The organism is Vreelandella gomseomensis (assembly GCF_031451645.1).
In the GTDB taxonomy this organism is placed as follows: Bacteria; Pseudomonadota; Gammaproteobacteria; order Pseudomonadales; family Halomonadaceae; genus Vreelandella; species Vreelandella gomseomensis.
The window spans coordinates 66,443-87,809 of sequence record NZ_JARWAI010000005.1 but is presented as its reverse complement, the minus strand read 5'-3'; the positions used below and the strand labels follow the sequence as shown (position 1 = coordinate 87,809).

Annotated in this window: 19 protein-coding genes, 1 tRNA gene and 1 pseudogene; 7 read left to right on the top strand and 14 right to left on the bottom strand. The window is 56.9% G+C overall.

Features of this window, described 5'->3' with window-relative positions:
* Window positions 1-111 precede the first annotated feature (111 nt).
* Entirely contained in the window at window positions 112-870 is a 759-nt protein-coding gene (locus QC815_RS07835; RefSeq protein WP_309767945.1) for a dienelactone hydrolase family protein, read from the top strand.
* Here the strand turns inward: QC815_RS07835 and QC815_RS07830 are convergent.
* The 3 genes from QC815_RS07830 to QC815_RS07820 all read right to left on the bottom strand — a co-directional run bounded on the left by QC815_RS07830 (window position 842) and on the right by QC815_RS07820 (window position 3,423).
* Complete coding sequence (locus QC815_RS07830) at window positions 842-1,876, bottom strand: hydrolase (RefSeq protein ID WP_309767943.1); 1,035 nt, start codon at window positions 1,874-1,876, stop codon at window positions 842-844. The genes QC815_RS07835 and QC815_RS07830 overlap by 29 nt on opposite strands.
* Before the next feature lie 76 nt (window positions 1,877-1,952).
* Complete coding sequence (locus tag QC815_RS07825) at window positions 1,953-2,639, bottom strand: LuxR C-terminal-related transcriptional regulator (protein ID WP_230448112.1); 687 nt, start codon at window positions 2,637-2,639, stop codon at window positions 1,953-1,955.
* Window positions 2,640-2,829: 190 nt separating this feature from the next.
* Window positions 2,830-3,423: a response regulator gene (locus QC815_RS07820; protein WP_230448113.1), complete on the bottom strand. Its 594-nt coding sequence runs from the start codon at window positions 3,421-3,423 to the stop codon at window positions 2,830-2,832.
* A 240-nt stretch (window positions 3,424-3,663) separates the two neighbouring features.
* Here QC815_RS07820 and QC815_RS07815 point away from each other — a divergent pair, with 240 nt between their 5' ends.
* Together QC815_RS07815 and QC815_RS07810 are read left to right on the top strand one after the other, a co-directional pair.
* The gene (locus tag QC815_RS07815; protein ID WP_230448114.1) at window positions 3,664-5,475 is read left to right on the top strand and encodes a putative bifunctional diguanylate cyclase/phosphodiesterase; all 1,812 of its coding nucleotides are present in this window, start codon (window positions 3,664-3,666) and stop codon (window positions 5,473-5,475) included.
* 160 nt (window positions 5,476-5,635) lie between these two features.
* A pseudogene (locus QC815_RS07810) lies at window positions 5,636-7,351 on the top strand (methyl-accepting chemotaxis protein).
* A 200-nt stretch (window positions 7,352-7,551) separates the two neighbouring features.
* Here the strand turns inward: QC815_RS07810 and QC815_RS07805 are convergent.
* From QC815_RS07805 to QC815_RS07795, 3 genes are all read right to left on the bottom strand, one after another.
* Complete coding sequence (locus QC815_RS07805) at window positions 7,552-7,704, bottom strand: hypothetical protein (protein ID WP_230448116.1); 153 nt, start codon at window positions 7,702-7,704, stop codon at window positions 7,552-7,554.
* A gap of 502 nt (window positions 7,705-8,206) precedes the next feature.
* Window positions 8,207-8,297, bottom strand: a tRNA-Ser gene (locus QC815_RS07800).
* Between the two features lie 48 nt (window positions 8,298-8,345).
* Window positions 8,346-10,052: a potassium/proton antiporter gene (locus QC815_RS07795; RefSeq protein WP_230448117.1), complete on the bottom strand. Its 1,707-nt coding sequence runs from the start codon at window positions 10,050-10,052 to the stop codon at window positions 8,346-8,348.
* Window positions 10,053-10,275: 223 nt separating this feature from the next.
* Here QC815_RS07795 and QC815_RS07790 point away from each other — a divergent pair, with 223 nt between their 5' ends.
* Together QC815_RS07790 and QC815_RS07785 are read left to right on the top strand one after the other, a co-directional pair.
* The gene (locus QC815_RS07790; RefSeq protein WP_230448118.1) at window positions 10,276-11,343 is read left to right on the top strand and encodes an ABC transporter substrate-binding protein; all 1,068 of its coding nucleotides are present in this window, start codon (window positions 10,276-10,278) and stop codon (window positions 11,341-11,343) included.
* Window positions 11,344-11,355: 12 nt separating this feature from the next.
* Window positions 11,356-12,744, top strand: a complete 1,389-nt coding sequence (locus tag QC815_RS07785; protein ID WP_309767938.1) for a 3'-5' exonuclease family protein — start codon at window positions 11,356-11,358, stop codon at window positions 12,742-12,744.
* A gap of 4 nt (window positions 12,745-12,748) precedes the next feature.
* Here the strand turns inward: QC815_RS07785 and QC815_RS07780 are convergent, their stop codons facing one another.
* From QC815_RS07780 to QC815_RS07770, 3 genes are all read right to left on the bottom strand, one after another.
* Window positions 12,749-13,555: an alpha/beta fold hydrolase gene (locus QC815_RS07780; protein WP_230448120.1), complete on the bottom strand. Its 807-nt coding sequence runs from the start codon at window positions 13,553-13,555 to the stop codon at window positions 12,749-12,751.
* Between the two features lie 29 nt (window positions 13,556-13,584).
* A complete protein-coding gene (locus QC815_RS07775) occupies window positions 13,585-14,253 on the bottom strand; it encodes a 7-cyano-7-deazaguanine/7-aminomethyl-7-deazaguanine transporter (protein ID WP_230448121.1) in 669 nt (222 codons plus the stop codon).
* Window positions 14,254-14,373: 120 nt separating this feature from the next.
* Window positions 14,374-16,287: a propionyl-CoA synthetase gene (locus QC815_RS07770; protein WP_230448122.1), complete on the bottom strand. Its 1,914-nt coding sequence runs from the start codon at window positions 16,285-16,287 to the stop codon at window positions 14,374-14,376.
* Window positions 16,288-16,575: 288 nt separating this feature from the next.
* On the opposite strand from QC815_RS07770, the gene QC815_RS07765 reads away from it, so the two are divergent.
* A complete protein-coding gene (locus tag QC815_RS07765; RefSeq protein ID WP_230448123.1) occupies window positions 16,576-16,893 on the top strand; it encodes an ArsR/SmtB family transcription factor in 318 nt (105 codons plus the stop codon).
* Window positions 16,894-16,958: 65 nt separating this feature from the next.
* Here QC815_RS07765 and sohB read toward each other — a convergent pair whose 3' ends face one another.
* Complete coding sequence (gene sohB / locus QC815_RS07760) at window positions 16,959-17,990, bottom strand: protease SohB (protein WP_230448124.1); 1,032 nt, start codon at window positions 17,988-17,990, stop codon at window positions 16,959-16,961.
* A 177-nt stretch (window positions 17,991-18,167) separates the two neighbouring features.
* Between sohB and QC815_RS07755 the strand changes: the two genes are divergently transcribed.
* Complete coding sequence (locus QC815_RS07755) at window positions 18,168-18,479, top strand: SCP2 sterol-binding domain-containing protein (RefSeq protein WP_230448125.1); 312 nt, start codon at window positions 18,168-18,170, stop codon at window positions 18,477-18,479.
* A 21-nt stretch (window positions 18,480-18,500) separates the two neighbouring features.
* Here QC815_RS07755 and nudC read toward each other — a convergent pair whose 3' ends face one another.
* From nudC to QC815_RS07735, 4 genes are all read right to left on the bottom strand, one after another.
* The gene (gene nudC / locus QC815_RS07750) at window positions 18,501-19,280 is read right to left on the bottom strand and encodes an NAD(+) diphosphatase (RefSeq protein ID WP_230448126.1); all 780 of its coding nucleotides are present in this window, start codon (window positions 19,278-19,280) and stop codon (window positions 18,501-18,503) included.
* Window positions 19,273-20,004: a DNA polymerase III subunit epsilon gene (dnaQ, locus tag QC815_RS07745; protein WP_309767934.1), complete on the bottom strand. Its 732-nt coding sequence runs from the start codon at window positions 20,002-20,004 to the stop codon at window positions 19,273-19,275. Before dnaQ ends, nudC begins: the two co-directional genes overlap by 8 nt.
* 9 nt (window positions 20,005-20,013) lie before the next feature.
* Window positions 20,014-20,475, bottom strand: a complete 462-nt coding sequence (gene rnhA / locus QC815_RS07740; protein WP_230448128.1) for a ribonuclease HI — start codon at window positions 20,473-20,475, stop codon at window positions 20,014-20,016.
* Window positions 20,476-20,542: 67 nt separating this feature from the next.
* On the bottom strand, window positions 20,543-21,289 hold the full coding sequence (locus tag QC815_RS07735) for a methyltransferase domain-containing protein (RefSeq protein WP_230448129.1): 747 nt from the start codon (window positions 21,287-21,289) through the stop codon (window positions 20,543-20,545).
* Between the last annotated feature and the right edge of the window lie 78 nt (window positions 21,290-21,367).

Sequence of the window (21,367 nt, the reverse complement as noted above, 5' to 3'; positions counted from 1 at the left end):
GCTTTTGTCTTCTACGCTGATACAATTTCAACGTTGTATCACTCTTGCAACGCTGTATCAGTTTATCAAGAGTGACTATGCTTGCTGGACACCCTATAGGACAACAATACCATGAAAAAGATTCTGCTCCCCACCAGCACTATCGCCATGCTATCCCTCGCCCAGGCGGCGCTGGCGTTTTCTCCCGCCGGGCAAGATATTGCGTACAACGTGTATGACGAAGATTTCCTGGGTTATTTTGTTTCAGGTGGTGGCGACGCCAAAGGCAGTGTGCTGATTGTTCACGATTGGGACGGATTGGATGATTACGAGCGTGAACGCGCCGATATGCTGGCCGATGTAGGCTACGATGTGTTTGCTGTTGACCTGTTTGGCGAAGGTAACCGCCCCCAGGCGGTTGAGGATAAGCGCGCCGCCACCCACCGTCTCTATGAAGATCGCGAACGCATGCGCGCCCTCACTCTCGGTGGCCTGGCGCAAGCCAGGAAAGAAGGTGCAGCCGAACAGACGGTCATTGCGGGTTACTGCTTTGGCGGTGCGGTCGCGCTGGAAATCGCCCGTTCCGGCGAAGCAGACGGCATTGCCGCCTATACCAGCTTCCATGGCGGATTGACGACGCCCGACGGCCAGACTTATTCAAGCGATACCGCGCCTATCCTGATCGCCCATGGTGGAGCCGACACGTCAGTGAGCCTTGAGGATGTGGCCACGCTGGCTGAAGAGCTTGAAAGCGCTGACGTTACCTACGAAGTCGGTATTTATTCCGGCGCGCCCCATGCCTTCAGCGTGTTTGGAAGCGATGCCTACCATGAGCGTGCCGACGAACGCTCTTGGGCAGCGTTCACCGCCTGGCTGGAAGAGAGGCTCTAGGCGCAGGTTCTCCATTTTTTGCGGTCAACGGCGACGCTGACAGCCACGCGGGCAGCCGCTTTTCCAGGTAGTACCCGGGCGACCAAGGTGCGCCTTCAATGAAGCCCACATGCCCCCCTTTGGGGTGATATTCCAGGGTTACATCGTCTGGTAAATCCGAGGGCTTAGGGGCACTGTGCGGGTACACAAACGGATCGTCCTGGGACTGGACGATCAGCGTCGGCACACGAATCGAAAACAGGAAATACAGGCTGCTGCAGCGCTGATAGTAATCGCTGGCGCTGGCATAGCCATGCAGCGGCGCGGTTACCCGGTCATCGAAATCCCACAGGGTTGTCATCCCCTTGAGCGCCCCCAATTCAAGCAGTTTTGTGTACTCGTCGGGGTCGCCGTTAATGGCGAACTGGTGACGCTTGTTGGCCATATAATGTCGTAGGTCACGCAGGAAGCGTGCCTGATAGAGTCGCGACATCCCCTGGCTGATGCGTTCGGCGCTGTGGTCGAGACGAAACGGCACCGATACCGCAGCAGCCGCCATCAATGGCGTAGCACCGCCCTGTTCACCCAGATATTTCAACAGCACATTGCCACCCAGCGAATAACCAATGGCCGCCAGGGGTTGGGCGGGTCGGCGTGCGGCCAGCACGTCGACCACTTCGGCTAGATCTTCACTCACCCCTGAGTGATAGCCTCTGGCCAGACGATTAGGCGTGCCAGAACAGCCACGCCAATTGACCGCGACGCTCTGCCACCCCTGCAAGGTCAACGCTTGCTGCTGACCCAGAATATAACGCGAGGACGAGCTGCCGGTGAGGCCGTGCAGCAGTATCACGCATGGCGTGTCGTCATTGGCCTCGCCCAGCCAGTCGAGATCCAGAAAGTCGCCATCCTGGAGCGTCAACCTCTCGCGTTGCCGCGGCAGGGAGAGCGCAGGTCGAAGAAGCGGGCTATACAGCGTTTGAAGATGGCCGCCGGAGAGCCCGTGCGCAACGTGAAATGAAGGCATTAATAACAGTCATGATCATGAAGAAGTGGATACGATATCAATACATTGCATTGGGGAGATATACAAAGGCATTCGCTCACTCAGCTTCATCTTTTTCGTTCGGTGAAACCATCAAGCCAAGCCGAAGAGCTTCGTGAACAAGCCCTGCCGTATGCCGAACCCCCAGACGGTGCATGATATCGGCGCGGTGGGTTTCGATGGTTTTTATACTGACATTTAGCTGATCGGCAATGGCCTTGCTTCTGAAGCCTTTGGCCACCAGTTCCAGAACCTCACTTTGACGGGGTGTAAGGGGATTATCTCGAATGATCGAGCTCTCCTTGGCGGGGGCTGCTGCGACAAACGGCTCAGGCTCCATAGGAGTAAGCACAAAACGCTCCCCCGATGCCGCTTTCTGAATGGCCATTTCGAGTGCATCAACGTCTGCATTTTTATGAAGGAAACCAGCGACGCCCTCTTCGAAAAGTCGTCGGATGAAAGAGTCGCTGGAGTAATCCGACAGAACCACGATGCGACCTTTGGGGAGCAGGTTTCTTATCCGGCTTAAAGACGACATACCCTCCAGAGAAATCACCATGGCATCAATCAGTGCCACATCGACATCGTTATATACCCCGTCGGCGTCCAGGAGATGCCGCTCAGAAACCACTTCAGCGATAACGGTCATGCCGTCGAAGGTTTCGATCAGGGAACTAATGGCAGAGAGAATCAGCTGATGTTCATCCGCCAACAGTACCTGAATGGTGTTATCTTTATATTTCATGGGATTATGCTGTAAACTTTGACAGGGTGCAGCCTAAAATCGGCCTTCTCTCTTGAGGACGGGCCCGATCGTGCACAATGGAGTCATTAGGCGCTTCGCTTCGTTCCTGGGAAAGTCGTAAATCCAGAAGCACACTCGATGCCGCAAGGTAACTCACTGAATGACAAAGCAGTATACGTAAAAACCCTGATCAATAATCTTGATGCAGGATACCCAAGCGCAGTGCCTCGAGAAGCAGATCATCGATCGAATCGCGGTTCTGCGGCATACGGGTATAAGTGTTGACGTCTTTCAGAAAACCGTCGGCATCATGCAGACGTTTAATTAGGGTTGGGCACAGGAATATTTCACTCTCCGCCGCTGCGTACAGCGCTAATTCAAGGTCGCTGATGCCAGCGTCCCGCAGCAGGAAACCGCTTGCTCCCGCCTGGAACGCTCGCCTTACATCCGCCAAACTGGGGTTCACCGATAAGATGACGACCCTTACCTCAACACCACTTTCGTGAAGGCTTCGAGCGGCATGAAACCCCGTTTGGCTGGGGTATTGTGAGTCGATCAGAGCAACATCGACCCGCAGATCTTCCGCGATCTCTATCAGGTCATGAGCGAAACAGGTGCCTCCAACGACCTCGACTCTCCAGAAACGCTCGATGACCCTGCAAAGCCCCTCGCGGATGAAGCCGCTTTCATTGATGACCAGCACCCTTATCGTTGAGCCGGAAACGTCTTGTGGATCCACTTCGCGCACCTCTGCTAATGCCTGTGTATCGGTATATTCGGTCAATGGTGGGCGCGGCTCTTTGTCAACGGGTATCTTAGGACTTTTTAATGAGAATGATCATCGCTTATGTTAACGCCAGCATGATTTTACGCGCCGCCATGAGCTAGCATATACAAAGAAACCACTAGACGTTGTTTGAAAGATATCAGCAGAAATGATTAGATCATTCCACATTGTTTAAAACACGACTGGCGACGCCCTTCCAGCTGTTTTTTACGTGCTCAACATTATCAGGCACGCCTTATGGAAGAAGACCGTCATCCTCTGGACCCTTTGCAAGAGGACACGACCCAGCTCGCCGCGTCTCGCTCGTGCTCGACCCAGAAGGCTGCTCCCGCTGCACATTTCGACTGTTACATCCGCCTGGTTTCACAGGTCTTCAACACTTCCATCGTTTTCATCTCGTTATTCGATGATGGAAGCCAGCGAATAGTATCGTCCGTCGGGCTGGACGGCATGGAACTCCCATATGAATGCCCCTGCGGGACAAAAGATTTAGAGCAAGATTATTTTGAGGTGTCCGACACGCAGGAAATTGATCTGCTCGATACCTGCCAAAGCTTGATTTCATGTTCCTGTAATCGTTTCTACGCGGGGATCGTGTTGCGAGATCCTTGCCATAATGCTATTGGCACCCTCTGCATAAGCGATACGGCACCAAGATCGCTCAACGAGGTCGAGCGATCTTGGCTGAAAGCGTTTGGCAATATTGTTGAAGAGCAGCTCAACCTCAATTCGCAACTTCTTGATATGCGACATCGTGCCAGCCGTGTCCACCAGCGGGATACACGGACGGGGCTTCCCGATGAGACCCTCCTGGGAGAAACTCTGGACAATCTCGTCCAGCTTGCTGAGACAGAGTCATACCACCTGGTGGTCTTGCATCTTCGAGTGAACAACCTCGATGAAATTAGTCGCCTACATGGACGTCGATACCGCAACGCGATTCTCAAATGCCTCGCCGAGCGACTTACAGCCCCTGACGTCGGTATTCTGACCGCTGGCAATATCGATATTGATCGCTTTGGCGCGGTGGTTTCCATCTTCTCATTGCGCGACCTCTTTGGCGTCATCAAGCCCGTCATCAACAAGCTGAATGCTCCCATCGATCTTCATGGTCACACTATTAATCCGAACATTGATGTCGGGGTGAGCGTGTCGCCCGATGACGGGGTCAACCCTGATGACTTGCTGGAGAGGGCTAGAACGGCTCTGAAAGCCCCCAAGACCTACGACAGCATTCATGTCTTCACTCAGCGTACAGAAGAAAGCGCGTTACGCCGGCACAAGGTCGAGCAGCGCCTGGACGCGGCGCTTTCTGCTAACCAGCTGTATCAACACTATCAGCCGCTGGTGCTTGCCGACGGCAGCAAGGTCACAGGTTTTGAAGCACTAGCACGCTGGCAAGACAGCGAGCTGGGTATCATCAGCCCTGGCGAGTTTGTTCCCATTGCCGAAAAAAATGCTCGGCTGTCACGATTACTTACCGAGTGGTCGCTTGGGTGTGTATGTGAAAAAGCGTTTCATTGGCCCATCAAGCCTAGCGACCCTCCGTTTAAAATCGGGATCAACATTCCCGCTAACCAGTTTTATCAACCCAATTTTGTTGATCAGATTCTTCATACGCTTGATGAGCACAGCTTGCCTCCAGAGCGATTGACGCTAGAGCTTACTGAAGAGAGCCTGCTGACCGATATCGATCAGGCTATTTTGACCATGGAAAAGCTGCGAGAGCGCGGCATTTCTCTGGCATTGGACGATTTTGGTACTGGCTATTCTTCGCTGAATTATCTCAAACGCCTGCCGGTTGACATGCTTAAAATCGACAAGAGCTTTATCGATGATCTGCCTCATGATGAAAAAGCCATAAACTTGGTGAGCGGCATTATTCGGATTGCTCACGGCCTCGGCCTGACGGTGGTAGGCGAAGGCGTCGAATACCAGGAACAACAAAAGCTACTTTACATGCTTGGCTGCGATGTTCTCCAAGGCTACCTGTTCAGCCGTCCAGTTGATGCCTACCAAGCACTACATTTTTTAGAGACGTGGCCTTAGAGGCCTCGCCCCGCAGTGATATGGCAACCAGACACTTCAGCATAGCAACCAGCCTGTAAATCAGTACCCTCGGCATACCCTCAATATATGTGGCATGCCAGTCTAGTACATGAGTACTGCTTAAAACGGCATTGACACACCAAACGATAAAGCGCCTGACATGGCGCTTAAGGAAAACATAGTGGCATCTTCATTCAAGGCCAATGCGAAAATTAGTACTCGATTGGCGATTGGCTTTTCCACCCTGCTCACTCTGCTAGTGGGTCTGGTCGTGGTCGGGATTTATCAGGTGAATCAAATTGACCGTGATTTAACCATGATTAATGACGTGAACGGCAGCAAGCTGGGTTTTGCGGTAAATATGCGCGGTAGCGTGCATGATCGCGCCATCGCCCTGCGCGATATTGTGCTTACCCAAAACGAGGATCGGTTGGGCAGCTTACTTGCAGAGATGGATCGTCTGGAAAGTGATTATACGGTTGCGTCCGAAGGTGAGCACCAGGTGGCTGAGGAATACTCGTCCGGCCAAGATGAGCAGACCCTACTTGCCAACATCGACGACCAGGCCGCAACGGCTCTATCACTAACACAGCAAGTGATTAGTGACCGCCAAGCGGGTCGATTGGACGATGCTGAAACCTTGCTCCGTGAACAAGCGGGCCCTGCCTACGCCGAGTGGCTCAATCGCATCAATCAATTCATTGGCCTTCAGGAGCAATTGAATGATGTGACCACCGCTGACGCACGTGACACGGCGTCAGGTTTCCAGATGCAAATGCTGGGACTCACGCTCTTCGCCCTGCTCCTTGGGGGTGGCATCGCCTACTGGTTAACCCGCCAACTACTGAGGGAGCTAGGCGCCGAGCCCTACGAAGTCAAAGCCTTTGCCGAGGCCATCGGCCGTGGAGAGCTAGCCATTCAGGGACGCCTCAAAAAGGGCGATACCCAAAGTATCATGGCGTCGCAGGTGGCCATGGCTTGCCAGTTACAGGACATCGTCGCAAAAGTGCGCGCATCGGCCGATGCTGTTGCCAGCAACAGCGAGCAAATCGTTGAAGGCAATAACGACCTCTCTTCGCGCACTGAGCAACAAGCCAGCGCGCTTGCCGAAACTGCTTCGGCAATGGAAGAGCTTAACAGCACGGTTAAACTCAACGCAGAAAACTCCGAGCAGGCCAGCCAGGAAGCTTCACGGGCATCTAAAACGGCCACTCAGGGCGGTGAAGCAGTTCATCAAGTCGTCGCCACAATGAACGATCTCAACACTAGTTCGAAAGAAATTTCCGGCATCATATCAACCATTGATTCCATTGCTTTCCAAACTAATATTCTAGCGCTTAATGCCTCTGTTGAGGCTGCTCGCGCTGGCGAACACGGCTGAGGCTTTGCGGTGGTAGCTGAAGAGGTGCGTAAGCTGGCCCAACGAAGCGCCGATGCGGCAAGCGAGATTAATAAACTAATTTCCAGTAACTTAGAGCGTGTCAATCACGGCAACGAGCGTGCTGAAGAAGCAAGTAAATCAACCGAAGACATTGTTGCCGCTATTTCAAGCGTTACCAACATTATGAAGGAAATTAGCCACGCCAGCGCTGAGCAGAGCGCGGGCGTGCAAGAAGTCGGTCAGGCGGTGACTGAGATGGATCAGGTGACCCAGCAAAATGCCAGCCTGGTACACGAAAGCGCGGAATCGGCGGGAAACCTACAATTAAATGCCAAGCGTCTGCTAGAAGCGATGGAAGTCTTCAAGCTGCCCGATGCTGGTCAAAATCGACAACAGGCACAGCCCGTATCAACGCCAGCTTCAGCACGCTTATCCAAGCCGCAAAGCCCTTCTCAATCTATGACGCAGTCTCAACCGGAGTGGGAAAGCTTTTAAGTTAAACTCGCAAGTGCTTACGTGGCTACATCTCCAAGTCTTCCGACACCATAGGAGTTGTTCGCCTATCACGCCAAGGTGCCAGTGACACTCGTGTTTCGCTGTAAGCAGCCCTGACCCTGAACGCGGTTTGATTCACCGGCGTCGAGCGCTGAATGTGTTCCGGGTTGGCTTTCTCAGCTAGCGGTGCCAGGGTACCTTCACCTCCCCCGCGCAGACCCGGGACTCAGCGCCACCGCATACAATGCGATGCCGACTGCAGACAGAAGAAATCTTGCAATGAGGAAATCCTGAGTGGTGATGGCCAGCAACAGGGCAATCGTTCCCAGTATCAGGACAAAGACGGATTTCATAACGGTTTCCTTGCAGAGGAATCGAGGGACTGCTGAATATGTATGTCGTTTAGAGGGTAAAATTGGCGACGCCGCTTACTTCCAGCGCGCTGGCCAATACGTAATAAAAGTCGATGGCTCATACAGTCGACAACTGTCAGGCGAATCATTGAGAACAGCGGGTCTTCAACGCCCGGAACAAAACGCGAAGCGAATAACGAGATATTATTAAACCAGCGGTCTACTATCAGAAAGGGGCGCTGCAGTCCTTGCAGCGCATAGCGCAACGTCCCTGTTCAGGCATTTCCTTTGCCACGCTCACCGACAGTATGGTCATTAGTGCGAGCCCTCATCGTTCGCTGGCGAACGTAGCGTTGAGCTATGGTCTTAATGATGCATCAGTGGTTTTTATATGCTGGCGTTTTTAACACAACCGCCGGAAAGATCGACTGGCGATTATTGGATAAATTAACTCCCAGACAATAAAAAAGCCCCTGACGAATCAGGGGCTTTTTTATTGAGGTGGCGGAGGGACAGGGATTCGAACCCTGGAAAGGCTATTAACCTTTGCCGGTTTTCAAGACCGGTGCATTCAACCGCTCTGCCATCCCTCCGGCTTACGGATGCATATACTACCAGCTTTTCCTTGGAAGTCAACGCCTTTAGTATAATCTTAGCCCGACGCGTGTAATCTTGCCGCCTTCCATATTACTGACCACCCAGTGGATGCCGTGCCAATCAACGTCGTCACCCACCACAGGGTGCCCGCCTACCCGTAGCGACACGAAATCGGCCAGGGTCATTTCCTTTTCGCCAGGGCTCAAGGTCAAGCCGTAGGCCTGGGCAATATCTTGCATCTGCGCACTGCCATCAAGCGTAAAGGTACCAAAGAAGGCCCGTTCCCGCTTGAGCTTGGAATCGCCGTTGAATAACCGGTTGAGCGCGTTGAGGTCTTCCGAGCGACCAATGACGCAGATCACATCGCCAAGCTTGAGGCGCGTGCTGCCTTTGGGGTGCAGCATGGCGTGTTCGCGGAACAGCGCGGAAATCAGCGCCCCGGATGGAAACCGCAGCAGACGGATCGGCACGTCCTCCAGATCCTTGTTTTCAACCGAGTAGACGAACATCTCGTAGTCGTTTTCGGGCAGTATACCGAGCGGCCCGCGCCGGTCGGGTGTCGTACCTGCTGGCACCTCAACCTTGAGCCACCGAGCCATCAGGGTGAGTGAACCGCCCTGGATGAGCAGCGACATCAGCACCACCGCGAAGGCCACGTTGAAATAAAGCGACGCGTCCTCTACCCCGCCAATCAGCGGAAAAATGGCCAGTACGATCGGCACTGCCCCGCGCAGCCCCACCCAGGCAATGAACCAGGTTTCCCGCCAGCGAAACTTGAAAAACGGCTTGATGGTAATCAGCACGGCCAATGGCCGGGCGATAAAGATCAGCGCAAGTGCCACTAGCCCTGCGGGCAGCGCCACTTCCCAGAGTTCACTGGGGGTAACCAGAAGCCCCAGCACCAGGAAGAGCCCGATCTGGCTGAGCCATGCCAGGCCATCGTGTACCGGCAATATAAAGTTGAGGTGACGCCCGGGTTGATTGCCGATCATCAGGCCCGCCAGGTAGATGGCGAGGAAGCCGCTGCCGCCCAGCACGCTGGTCAGGCCGAACACGCTGAAGCCCAGCGCAAGGGCCAGCATGGCGTACAACCCCGGCGCCAGGTCTAGCCAGCGCAGCAGCTTGCCGCTCAGCCAGCCCCCGCCGATACCGACTACCAGGCCTATACCGAACTGGCTGAGGAAAAACAACAGCGTCTCGAGCGGGCCGCCAATATCGCCGACCAGAATATCGACCAGCATCAAGGTCAGGAAAATGGCCATCGGATCGTTGGTACCCGACTCGATTTCTAGCGTCGCCCCCACCCGCTCGTTGAGGTTGACACCACGCCCGCTGAGCATCGAAAACACCGCTGCCGCATCGGTAGAGCCCACAATGGCACCGACCAGCAAGCCTTCCACCAGGGTTAAGTCGAACACCAGCATCGCGATGCCGCCGACAATGGCGCTGGTAATGAACACCCCGAAGGTGGAAAGCGAAAGCGCCGGCCTGAAACCGACGCGGAAGGTTTTGAGGCGTGTGCGAAGACCGCCATCGAGCAGGATCATCGCCAGGGCGAGATGGCCGATCGTGAAGGCCATGAAGTAGTCGTCGAACTCGAGTCCCAGCAGCCCTTCTTCGCCGGCCACCATTCCCAGCCCCAGGAAGATAAGAAGAAGTGGCACGCCCATCATGGCGGACAGGCGACTCCCCAGAATGCTGAGCGCCATCAACGAACCGCCGATCAAAAAAAACGTATAGATTGCGTCCATGTCTCTCCGTCTCTTCTCAAAGCGTTTCCATTATTGCATGGCACCGTTGAATTTACTGCGTTATGGCCGTGCACAAGTCGCAACAGAAGGCTAGTCAGATGCTTTGCGTGCCAGATACACTTCGATGTCTGTATACGGGGAGTTATTGACGATGCTGACTTGTTTGTGCCGCGCTCGGTATTTTTCATTGCTGGTAATGGTTGCATTATTATTTGTAACATCAATGGCCTATGCAAATGAGTCGGCGGCACAGGAAAATACCAGCGCCGACCCGCTGGAACTGAACAGCGAGGTGATGGTGCCTCCTGCCTGGTGGGCCTCGGATGCAGAATCGGAAGCGCCCGAACAGGAAGCGCCTACCACTGCCGTGACCCCTCCGCCGCCTCTTGAGCCACCGCCGCTTCAGCAGATCAGTATCATGCTGGACTGGTTTTTGAGTCCGCAGCACGCGGGCTTGATCATCGCACAGCAACGCGGTCTGTTTGCTGCCCAGGAAATACAGGTCGAGTTCCAGACGCCGGCAGAACCCAGCGTGGCGGTGAAGTTGCTCGCGGCAGATGAAATCGACTTTGCCCTGAGTCGCCAGCCGACGCTGCACCTTTATGTACACGATGGCGCCCCTATCGTGCGCATCGCGACACTGATCGAAACCCCATTGACCGCGCTAGTCATTAAGGGCGAACAGGAAGAACCTGCTCATGACAAGCTGGCAAGACTGCGCTATGGCTATTCGACCCGCGAGGGCCGCGAGGTATTTATTCCTTACCTGATACCTGAGTCACTGACGCAAGCAGGCAATGTGGCTCCCCCGGTCAATCTCAATTTTGATACCCGGCGAGGCTTCGCTGAGGATCAGGTCGACGCGGTGGTCGATGCTCCCTTTCGTTCATTTCCCGAACGGATGGCCAGCGAAGGGATCAAGACTCAGGTAATTCGCCATGAGACGCTGGGCATTCCCCGTTACGATGGCCTGGTGCTACTTGCCAACCGGGATGGGGCGGCACGCCGTGCCAGCACCTGGGTGCACGTGGTGGCTGCGCTGGAAGAGGCGCATCACTGGATGCTGGAAAACCCCGATGCGGCGTGGGAGCTCATGGTCAGCGCCGAGCCGGTACTCGACAACCCCATCAACAAGGCCAACTGGCCGGATTTGCTCAGGCGAATTGCGTTGTCACCTGGCGCAGTGGATCATCGCCGCTATCAGGCCTTTGAGGAATTTCTACTCAAGCAAGGAATCAGCAAGGCGGTGTTACCGGTCTCGCGTCTGGCCGTTGATCCCCATGCTCTGTAGCAAGGCCACTGCATGAGTCAGACGACGTACGTCATCATGGATGTCGAAACCACGGGAACACGCGCAACGCGGGACCGGATTACCGAAGTCGCCGCGATCAAGATCGTTGAGGGTCGGCCCACCGATCGCTGGTCGAGCCTGATTTACCCTGAGTGCCGTATCCCCTTTCCCGTGACCCAATTGACCGGCATCGATGACGACATGGTGCGCGAAGCGCCGCCTTTCGCGGAGATGGCCGAGTCGCTTCACGCCTGGCTTGGCGATGCGGTTCTTGTCGCCCATAACGCGCGCTTCGACGAAAGCTTTCTGCGTCATGAATTTCAGCGCTGTGGTATCGATTACCGTCCCTCCCAGCTGTGTACGCTGCGTTTATCGCGACGCATCGAGCCCGGTGCGCAGCACCATCATCTGGGCGCCCTGCTGGATCGCTACCAGATCGAAACGCCGGGCCTGCACCGCGCCGAGCACGACGTGGCCGCGCTGTGGCAGGTCTGGCAGACCTGGCAGCAGCGGTTTACCGCCAACGTGTGGCAAACCCTGCTGGATGAAGAGCGCAAACGTGGCCAGCTGCCCAGCCATCTCGATAACAACATACTCAACCAGCTGCCGACGGGGCCTGGCGTTTATCTCTTTTACGGTCATAACCGGCTGCCCCTTTACGTGGGCAAAAGCGTCCGGCTGCGCGACCGGGTGCGTGACCATTTCCAGCGCGCCCGCCAGGATGACAGGGAAATGCGCCTGACCGAGCAGATACAGCACGTTGAATGGGAAGAAACCGCAGGCGACCTGGGCGCCCAGCTGCGGGAAGCACAGTTGGTAAAGACGTTGCTGCCGATCATGAATCGCCAGTTGCGCAAGCAGCGCAAGCTGACGACCTGGCACTGGCCGGATGACGGCACAAAGCCCGAACTGCTGAGTGGTGCCGCCCTCGATCAGCCAGCGTCAGGCGCTTTCTACGGGCTGTTTCGCAATGCCCGGGATGCCAGGCAGGCGCTACGCACGCTGGCCGAGACGCACCAGCTTTGCCCTCGGGTACTAGGCCTTGAAAACGGCAAGGGCCGCTGTTTCAGCAGTCAGGTAGGCAAGTGTCGTGGCGCTTGCTGGGGGAATGAAACGCTGTCCGAACATACCCGGCGAGCACAGGCGGCGTTGCATCCGCAGCAGGTGAACACTTGGCCGTGGCCGGGGCGTATTGCCATCCGGGAAGCATCAAAAACCGGCGAAAAAGTCGCCTGGCATGTGGTGCATCAATGGTGCTATCAGGGCAGTGCCGCAACGCTTGATGAAGCGCAACGCCTTGATCCAACAGCGACGAGCTTCGATATCGACAGCTATCGCATCCTGCAACGCTTTTTGCGCGATCCGGACGCTCACGGTCTGTCGATAACGCCCCTCGACTGAGTTGTCAGGTACGTTGCGCGCTGAGGAACACATCCACCGACTGCTGAAAGGCAGCGGGCTGGTCGGCGTGCAGCCAGTGACCGGCCTGTTTTAACGTCACCACGCGCGCGCTGGGCAGTATCTCGCGCAGCGTCGGTAGCATCGCATCGCTGACGTAGGGCGATTCATCACCGCGTAATACCAGCGTGGGCCCCTGGTACGCAGCGTCCCCCGACGGCAGACCGATGATCGCGTCGTAGTCGTTACGGATCTGATCCAGCCCGACACGTAACGTCAGACCGCCCTGCTCGCTGCGCACCAGGTTGGTGGCGAGAAACAGCCGGGTCGGCCGCGAATCGACATGTTCCGCCAGCAGGTCATCGGCTTCACGGCGGTTAGCCGGTTGGCCTTCCTTCACCCGCGCAAGAGCCGCAAACACGTCATCGTGGCCGTGCTCGTAGGCTACCGGGGCAATATCGGCCACCACCAGTGACGCCACCCGCTCGGGGTTTTGCCGGGCCAGGCTGATCGCCACCTTCCCGCCCATGGAGTGTCCCAGTAGGTGGACACGGGAAAGCGATAGCTTGTCCATCAGCGCAAGCACGTCAGCACTCATTTGCGCGTAACTCATGCCTTCGGCATGGGGCGAGCGGCCATGATTGCGCAAATCGATGGCGATCACCCGGCGCGAGGTTTGCCACACTTTAAGATGGGAGCGCCAGTTGTCGGCGCTACCCAGCAGCCCATGGATCACCACCAGGGGAATGGCGTCGGGGTGCTCATCCGATGGCTGGTCCAGGTACTGCAATTCGACCGGTGCGGGATCTGTCATCTGGTCTCCTCGTCACTCAAAGTGGGGAATTAGGCGGTCCGCGGTTCAGCGTCGGACTGATCCGTCCAGACCACCAGTCGACGCGTCAACCAGGCTAGCAGCAAGCCATAAAGCGGCAGGAAAAACATCAGGCTGATGGCCAGCTTGATGGCATAATCAACGGCGGCGATTTCCACCCAGTGGGTGGCCATGAACGGATCCGGGCTTTGATAGAACGCCACCGAGAAAAACGCAAAAGTATCCGCCAGGTTGCCCAGCACCGTGGAAAATACCGGCGCGACCCACCAGACCCATTGGCGCAAGCGGTCGAACACCTGGACATCGAGTAACTGACCAATGACGTAGGCCAGAAAGCTCGCCAGCGCAATCCGCGCGACAAACAGATTGCCCTCGCCGAGCGCTTCGAGCCCGGCATAGCGTCCCTGAGGAAAGACCACCGACACGACGTAGGAAACCACCAGCGCGGGCAGCATTACCCGCAGCACGATGGCACGCGCGGGCTCCTTGCCAAACAGCCGGACGGTCAGGTCGGTGGCCAAGAAGATGAACGGAAAGCTGAAGGCGCCCCAGGTAGTATGGAAACCAAACAGGGTAAACGGGAGCTGAACGAGGTAGTTGCTGGCAGCAATGATGCCGATATGAAACGCCACCATGACGGTGAGACAACGGCGGTGCTGAGCATCGCTTAAAACAAACATGCGGCTGGCCTTTTTATGTTGACGAGGGGTTAGGGAACCCTCAACGCATGGCGCACCCAGGTGCGGTGAGAGGCGCATTATACGCCTTCTCGACCGCATTGAAAGTGGTTGCGCCATCGCCTAGATCACCGGCGGCGCCTTGTTGGCACTGCCGATCTGGTGCTCGCACATGGCGCGATGCACGTCATCCACGCTGGTCGGGTCATCGATGGTGGAGGGTATGCCCACTTCTTGACCGTCGGCGAGATTGCGCAGCAGCTTGCGCAATATTTTCCCCGAGCGCGTCTTGGGCAGGCGATCGACCACAATAACCTGCTTGAAGCAGGCTATCGGGCCGATTGTCTCCCGCACCCGGGCAATCAATTCGGCCTCAAGGGTTTCAGGCGCCTCGCGATAGCCATCCTTGGGGATCACCAGGCCGACGGGTAACTGTCCCTTTAAGTCGTCGTGAATGCCAATCACCGCACACTCGGCAACCGCCGGATGCCCGCCGAGCACTTCCTCCATTTCCCCGGTTGAAAGCCGATGACCCGCCACATTGATGACGTCATCCGTGCGACCCATGATGAATAGATAACCCTGCTCGTCAAAATAGCCGCCATCGCCGGTCAGATAGTAGCCAGGGAACGCCGCCATGTAGGCTGAGTGAAAACGCTGGGGATCACCCCAGACGCCGGTCAGGCAGCCCGGCGGCATCGGCTGCTTGATGACCACGCTGCCCTGCTCCAGCGGGCCTGCCTGTTCGCCGTTACGATCAAGCACCTGCACATTGAAGCCGGGCACGGGCACGGTGGCCGAACCGGCCTTGGTGGGCATGGGCTCAATGCCCGGCAGATTGGCCGCGATAGGCCAGCCGGTTTCGGTTTGCCACCAATGGTCGATCACCGGTACGTCGAGCAGGTCGTCCAGCCAATGGTAGGTTGGCGGATCGAGCCGCTCACCGGCCACATAAAGGTGCTTGAGGCTGCTGATGTCGTACCTTTCAAGGCACGTTGCTTCCGGGTCTTCTTTCTTGATGGCCCGGAACGCCGTGGGCGCCGTGAAGAAGCTGGTCACGCGGTACTGTTCGATAATCCGCCAGAAGCTCCCCGCATCGGGGGTTTTAACCGGCTTGCCTTCATAGAGGACGGTGCTGCACCCATGCAGCAACGGGCCATAAACGATGTAAGAATGCCCCACTACCCAGCCGACATCCGAGGCGGTAAAGAACACATCGCCAGGTGCCAGGGCGTAAATGGCCTCCATCGAGTACGCCAGCGCCACGGCGTAGCCGGCGGTATCACGCACGATGCCTTTGGGTTTTCCCGTGGTGCCCGACGTGTAAAGGATATATAGCGGGTCGGTGCCTTTGACGGCGACGCACTCGGCGGGTGACGCCTGGCTGACCAGCGTTTCCCAGTCGTATTCCCGCTCGTTGAACTCAACCGTGCATTCGGGGCGCACCTTGATCACGCAGGCATCGGGACGGTGTGGGCTTTGCGCAAGCGCTTGTTCAATAATGGGCTTATAAGGCACCACCTTGCCAGCTTCGATGCCACAGGAAGCCGCCACGACCACCTTGGGGGCTGCGTCTTCAATCCGAGCGGCAAGTTCGTGGGGTGCAAAGCCACCGAAAACCACGGAATGTATCGCCCCAAGCCGCGCGCAGGCGTACATGGCGACCACCGCTTCCGGGATCATCGGCATATAGATGACGACCCGGTCGCCCTTTTCAACGCCTAGCTGCTGGAGCGCGCCGGCAAAGGTCGCCACTCGCACCAATAGCTGGCGGTAGGTAATGGTCTGCTGTGTCTGGGTAACCGGCGAGTCCCAGTAAATCGCGGCCTGTTCGCCACGACCCTGTTCCACGTGGTAATCCAGCGCGGCATGACACAGGTTCATCTCGCCATCTGAAAACCATCGCGCATGCTGTTGGTCGTCGTAGCTCAAGATGGTTGTAGGTGGCGTCAGCCAGGGAATTCGCCTGGCCTGTTCGGCCCAGAATGCTTCAGGTTGGTCAATCGACTGGTGGTATGTCTGCTGATAAGGGCGCATGGGAGACCTATCGTTATTGTGATTGGGTAAGGCTTCAACGATTGTTGACACTGTAAGCGTAAAGCAAGCGAATTTCCCTCATACCATGGGCTAAATATGCCATTAATCCGCATTTCCTCGAATTTATTGTCAACAAAGCGCGCTGATTACCATTGACTAACCGTTAAACAATGACTTGGACAAACCCCACTAAATTACTGATCATTAAATAACCAGACCCTACAGCGCAACAATGCCTTCAATAACCGATAACAACGCTACCCCAACAAGGTAGGCCAGGAGACCTCCATGACCGTTTCTACCAGTGCTGCACGCCTGCTTGACCACAACGGTCGCGCAATTGAGGCGGGAACGAACTTGTTAAAAGCCTTGGCCAATGAAAAGCGATTGCAGATTTTGTGCTTGCTTGCAGGGAATGAGCTGTCGGTCACTCAAATCAACCAGCAGCTGGCGCTAAGCCAGTCGGCGCTGTCACAGCACCTGGCGATTTTGCGGCGTGACCAGCTCGTCGAGACACGGCGGGAATCACAAACGATTTATTATTCGTTGAGCAGTGACAGCGCCAAGGCGATCATTACTACCCTGGCAGCGCACTTTGCCGCATGACAGCGTCTGCTGCATGCGGCTGACAATCCATATGACAACGCTAAGGGGCTGAAGCCTGCACGCGATCAGCGGCGGTGCCAACCAGAGGCTTCCAGCATGCTCAACCCCTTCAGCACGGCGTTTTCCACGCCGCTTGCAGCGGCCAGGCCGAACTTGCGGCCCATTGTTTTCGGCGGTTCCAGCTTTACCCGGTAGACGTGGGTCTGGGCAATGCGCTCCATCAGGTAGGCCTCGCTGGTGCCGACGCTATCCACCAGCTTGCGAGCCACCGCTTCACTGCCGTACCAGATCTCGCCGGTGGCCAGGGCGTCAATGTCCATATCCGGGCGACGCTCACCCACGTACTGCTTGAATAGCCGATGGGTGTTCTCGAGATCTTCGAGGAATTTATCACGTCCCTCCTCGGTATTTTCCCCTAAGACGGTCAGCGTGCGCTTGTACTTGCCTGCGGTCAGCATCTCGACATCGATATCGTTGCGCTTGAGTAAGCGGTGGATGTTCGGCACCTGCGCGACAACCCCGATAGAGCCAATGACCGCAAATGGCGCCGCCTTGATGTGATGCGCCGTGCAGGCCATCAGATAACCGCCACTCGCGGCCACCTTATCCACGCAGACAGTCGTCGTCAGGCCGGCGTCTCTCAGGCGGTCGAGCTGAGCGGCGGCGAGCCCATAGGCGTGCACCAGACCGCCAGGGGATTCGAGACAGATCACCACCTCGTCGTCGGGCTTGGCCACTTCGATAAGCGCTGAAATTTCCTGGGCGAAATGCTCGGTCGCCGAGGCTTTCATGTCGCCCTTGAACGTCAGCACCCAGACATTGGGCGTTTCGGCTGCCGAAGTCTGCTTGCTGCGGTGCTTATCCTCCTTGCGGAAGGTCTTGAGAAGTTTTTTGCGAATGCCTGCAGGGGTGGCGGCCAGCTTCAAACGTCGCGCACGGCGACGGCGGCGCTCGTGAAGCGGTTCCACCTGCAGGGTCAAGTCGCGATCACCGTCTGATTTCGCACGTGCAATCAGTAGAATACCAATCCCTATGACCGCCACGACGATGAACACCTGTACAATAAAGGTACCTATCTCTACTACCCATTCGTTCATCTGCATCTCCTTGAATCGATTGGCGTCTGGCAGGCACCGTTGATGCATGCATTAAAAACGGCGCTTGATGTGATACATGCGTTTGAAATATTCTTCCACCAAGGGCGAGAAATTGTACAATGGTACGATGTTCCACGCCTTCCCTTTATTCCATACCGCATTTAACGGAACGCTATTATGTCAACGAACACCCTTGAAAAGCTGCAGGCCCGCTTCGACCCCCAGGCGGCCCAGGGAATGAACGAGATTTTCCAGTTCCACTTTTCGGATGCCGGTAGTCACTACCTGGACATTCAGGATGGGACGCTGGGCATTCATGAGGGTGAGCATGATGATCCGTCTGTAAGCCTGAGCATGAGCACCGATACCCTGAAAGGCATCATGACCGGCGATATCAACGGCATGACGGCGTTCATGACGGGCAAGCTGAAAGCCACCGGCAACGTCATGCTGGCCACCAAGCTGACCAGTCTCTTCCCCGGCGAGTAGATCGCAATCCCGCCCGACGGATTATCGCCAGCGCGCGAGATGGGTTTCGATCAGCTCGCGGGAAATCGAATAAACCGGTGGGAGTACGGGTAGCTGGCGTGGCGAGAACCACGCCGCATCGCTGATTTCCACGCCATCAATGCGTATACGACGGGTGGTGGCTTCGGCGAAAAAGCCCAGCATCAACGAGTGCGGGAACGGCCACGCCTGGCTCTGGTAGTACTTGAGCTGACTGACATGCACCCCCACCTCCTCGAAGACCTCCCGATGTACCGCCTCCTCTGCCGTTTCTCCCGGCTCGATGAACCCGGCGAGAGTGGAATAGCGACCCGGTGGAAAGCGCGGGCTGCGCCCCAGCAGCATGGCTTCGCCGCTGGTGACCAGGGTAATGATACACGGTGAAATCCGCGGGTAGTTGCGGTGTCCACAAGCGTGGCAATGCATGGCAAATTCAGTGGAAAGCTTGGTCGCTTCAGCACCACAACGGCCGCAGAAACGGTGATTCTCCAGCCAGGCGCCTACCTGCAGGGCCGTGGACAGTAGCGAGTACCAGTCCACCGGCAACTCCCCCATCCACTGGCGACCGTCTATCCACTCATCACCAGGGGTGCTGGCCAGTTGCAACGCGACCGGCTCATCGTGCCAGTAACATAGCGGCTGCATATCGCGGGTCCACGGCTGCCAGGGGTGAAGCGGTGTCAGCGCCTGCTCATCTGACAGCGGTGCGGGCGCCAGGCGGCTACGTGAAATGTAAAGAACACGCCCTTCGCGCGCCTGATGAGGAATCTCGCGTTTAAGCATCGTGCGCGGCTTCCTCGAACCAGCGCAGCTGATGCGTGGCGCATTTTGCCTGATGCGCCTGGCGCTCTTGCTCGTTGGGCGCAATGACCCTTAGCTGCCCTGGCGTGAGCGTCATGCGCTGGATGGACAGTCCGGAGGTTTCCTGGGTATCGCTGCGCTGGTTCTGGCTCGCGTCGGCATCGAGGGTCAGCGCGGTTTGCCCGCCGGTCATGGCCAGGTAGACATCGGCCAGAATTTCGGCGTCCAGCAGGGCGCCGTGGAGAACCCGGTGGCCGTTATCGATAGCGTAGCGCTTGCACAGCGCGTCAAGGCTGTTGCGCTGGCCCGGATGCATTTTTCTGGCCATGACCAGCGTATCGAGGATGCGGCAGTGATCGGCGACAGGGCCAAGCGGCTGCGCACGCCCCTTGAGCATTTTCAGCTCGTGATCAATGAACCCCACATCGAAAGGCGCGTTGTGAATGACCAGTTCCGCGCCTTCGATGAACGCCCAGAAGTCATCGGCTACCTGGGCAAACACCGGCTCATTGGCCACTTTAGCGTCATCAATCCCGTGAACCGCGACCACTTCTGCATCGATGTGGCGCTCGGGATTGATGTATTGATGGTAGGTGCGGCCGGTAAAACGCCGATTGACCATTTCCACGGCGCCGATTTCAACCAGCCGGTGGCCGTCTCTGGGGTCGATGCCCGTCGTTTCCGTATCCAATATGACTTGGCGCATCCTGGTCTCCTATGCGTTCTGCACTGCTTCGTCTATGGCCTGATTGGCAAGCGCATCGGCCCGTTCATTACCGGGGTGTCCGCTGTGGCCTTTCACCCAATGCCACTCGACCTGGTGCCGCTGGGCTTCGGCATCCAGCTGCTTCCACAGCTCGGCGTTCTTGACGGGCTGCTTAGCCGCCGTTTTCCATTGACGTTTCCGCCAGTTATGGATCCACTGGGTGATCCCCTGCCGGACGTATTGGGAATCTGTCCAGATGGCCACCTGGCAGGGCGTATTGAGGGTGCGCAGCGCCATGATGGCGGCCATCAGCTCCATCCGGTTGTTGGTCGTCTGGGCTTCGTACCCGTACAGCGTTTTCTCATGCTGCCCGCTTGCCAACACAACGCCCCACCCTCCAGGGCCAGGATTGCCCCGGCAGGCGCCATCGGTATACACGGTTACTTTTGGCAACCGGTCAGTGTCTGTCACGTCGTGAATCCTTGAATCAATGATGTGGCGTCATTCTCGTCGGTTACGCTTGCCCCCAATACGGCGTTTAATCGCTTTCGTTGCGCGTGGCGCCAAGCGAGTTTGCCGTGACGGGCGCCTTGAGGCCAAACTTGATACGCTGCGTGGGCGCACGGCGCTGGCGGCGCTTGGCCACGATCATATAGCTTTCCCCCAACGGGCAGTTATAGCGCCGCCCCAGGGACTCCCAGCGTTCGACGCAGTGCCCGCTCGGCCAGCTTCTGAAGCAGCAATAGTCTACTCGCTCGACCTCAAAGTCGACAAATGCCAGCCAGTCCTCCATTCGCCTGGCCGTGCGCCACTGGCCGTCCCATGGGTACTGGCCCTGACGTTTGCGCCATTGTTTCAACATTCCGCTGACGCCGACGGGATTAAAGCCGAACAGTACCAGAAGGCCGCTGTCGGACGTGACCCGCGCGGCGTCCTGCAGCACATGATGGGCATCGGGCATCTGTTCGAGCCAGTGATGCACCACGACCACATCCAGACACCGATCAGGCAGCGCCAATCGCTCAGCCGGGCACACCAGCGTCTGCTCGTGAGGGGAGCTGGCACGGGTGGGCGCCCATTGCAGAGTGTGGGCAATCCCCGACATCGACATCATGGCGGGCCCCATACCGATCTCGAGGCTGTGGCCACCCGAACGCGCATCGACCAGAGGCCCGAGGCAGGCCCGCTGGGATTCCCACAGCGACCTGCCTGCCTCGGATGCCCAGTAGGCGCGACTCGCATACAGCTTCTTGGCGAGTGTCTCTGCCGCTGTTGAATTTGACATGTACCGCTCGACCCTCCAGAGTAACGGCTTTTTGACGTCTTGAATCAAATCCGAAAGCGCCATTAATGATGAGCGCCC

Excerpts from the sequence above, each read along its gene's own strand:
- QC815_RS07835 (WP_309767945.1), top strand. The coding sequence starts at position 112 with ATGAAAAAGATTCTGCTCCCCACCAGCACTATCGCCATGCTATCCCTC.
- QC815_RS07830 (WP_309767943.1), bottom strand. The coding sequence starts at position 1,876 with ATGCCTTCATTTCACGTTGCGCACGGGCTCTCCGGCGGCCATCTTCAA.
- QC815_RS07825 (WP_230448112.1), bottom strand. The coding sequence starts at position 2,639 with ATGAAATATAAAGATAACACCATTCAGGTACTGTTGGCGGATGAACAT.
- QC815_RS07815 (WP_230448114.1), top strand. The coding sequence starts at position 3,664 with ATGGAAGAAGACCGTCATCCTCTGGACCCTTTGCAAGAGGACACGACC.
- QC815_RS07805 (WP_230448116.1), bottom strand. The coding sequence starts at position 7,704 with ATGAAATCCGTCTTTGTCCTGATACTGGGAACGATTGCCCTGTTGCTG.
- QC815_RS07795 (WP_230448117.1), bottom strand. The coding sequence starts at position 10,052 with ATGGACGCAATCTATACGTTTTTTTTGATCGGCGGTTCGTTGATGGCG.
- QC815_RS07790 (WP_230448118.1), top strand. The coding sequence starts at position 10,276 with ATGGCCTATGCAAATGAGTCGGCGGCACAGGAAAATACCAGCGCCGAC.
- QC815_RS07785 (WP_309767938.1), top strand. The coding sequence starts at position 11,356 with ATGAGTCAGACGACGTACGTCATCATGGATGTCGAAACCACGGGAACA.
- QC815_RS07780 (WP_230448120.1), bottom strand. The coding sequence starts at position 13,555 with ATGACAGATCCCGCACCGGTCGAATTGCAGTACCTGGACCAGCCATCG.
- QC815_RS07775 (WP_230448121.1), bottom strand. The coding sequence starts at position 14,253 with ATGTTTGTTTTAAGCGATGCTCAGCACCGCCGTTGTCTCACCGTCATG.
- QC815_RS07770 (WP_230448122.1), bottom strand. The coding sequence starts at position 16,287 with ATGCGCCCTTATCAGCAGACATACCACCAGTCGATTGACCAACCTGAA.
- QC815_RS07765 (WP_230448123.1), top strand. The coding sequence starts at position 16,576 with ATGACCGTTTCTACCAGTGCTGCACGCCTGCTTGACCACAACGGTCGC.
- sohB (WP_230448124.1), bottom strand. The coding sequence starts at position 17,990 with ATGAACGAATGGGTAGTAGAGATAGGTACCTTTATTGTACAGGTGTTC.
- QC815_RS07755 (WP_230448125.1), top strand. The coding sequence starts at position 18,168 with ATGTCAACGAACACCCTTGAAAAGCTGCAGGCCCGCTTCGACCCCCAG.
- nudC (WP_230448126.1), bottom strand. The coding sequence starts at position 19,280 with ATGCTTAAACGCGAGATTCCTCATCAGGCGCGCGAAGGGCGTGTTCTT.
- dnaQ (WP_309767934.1), bottom strand. The coding sequence starts at position 20,004 with ATGCGCCAAGTCATATTGGATACGGAAACGACGGGCATCGACCCCAGA.
- QC815_RS07735 (WP_230448129.1), bottom strand. The coding sequence starts at position 21,289 with ATGTCAAATTCAACAGCGGCAGAGACACTCGCCAAGAAGCTGTATGCG.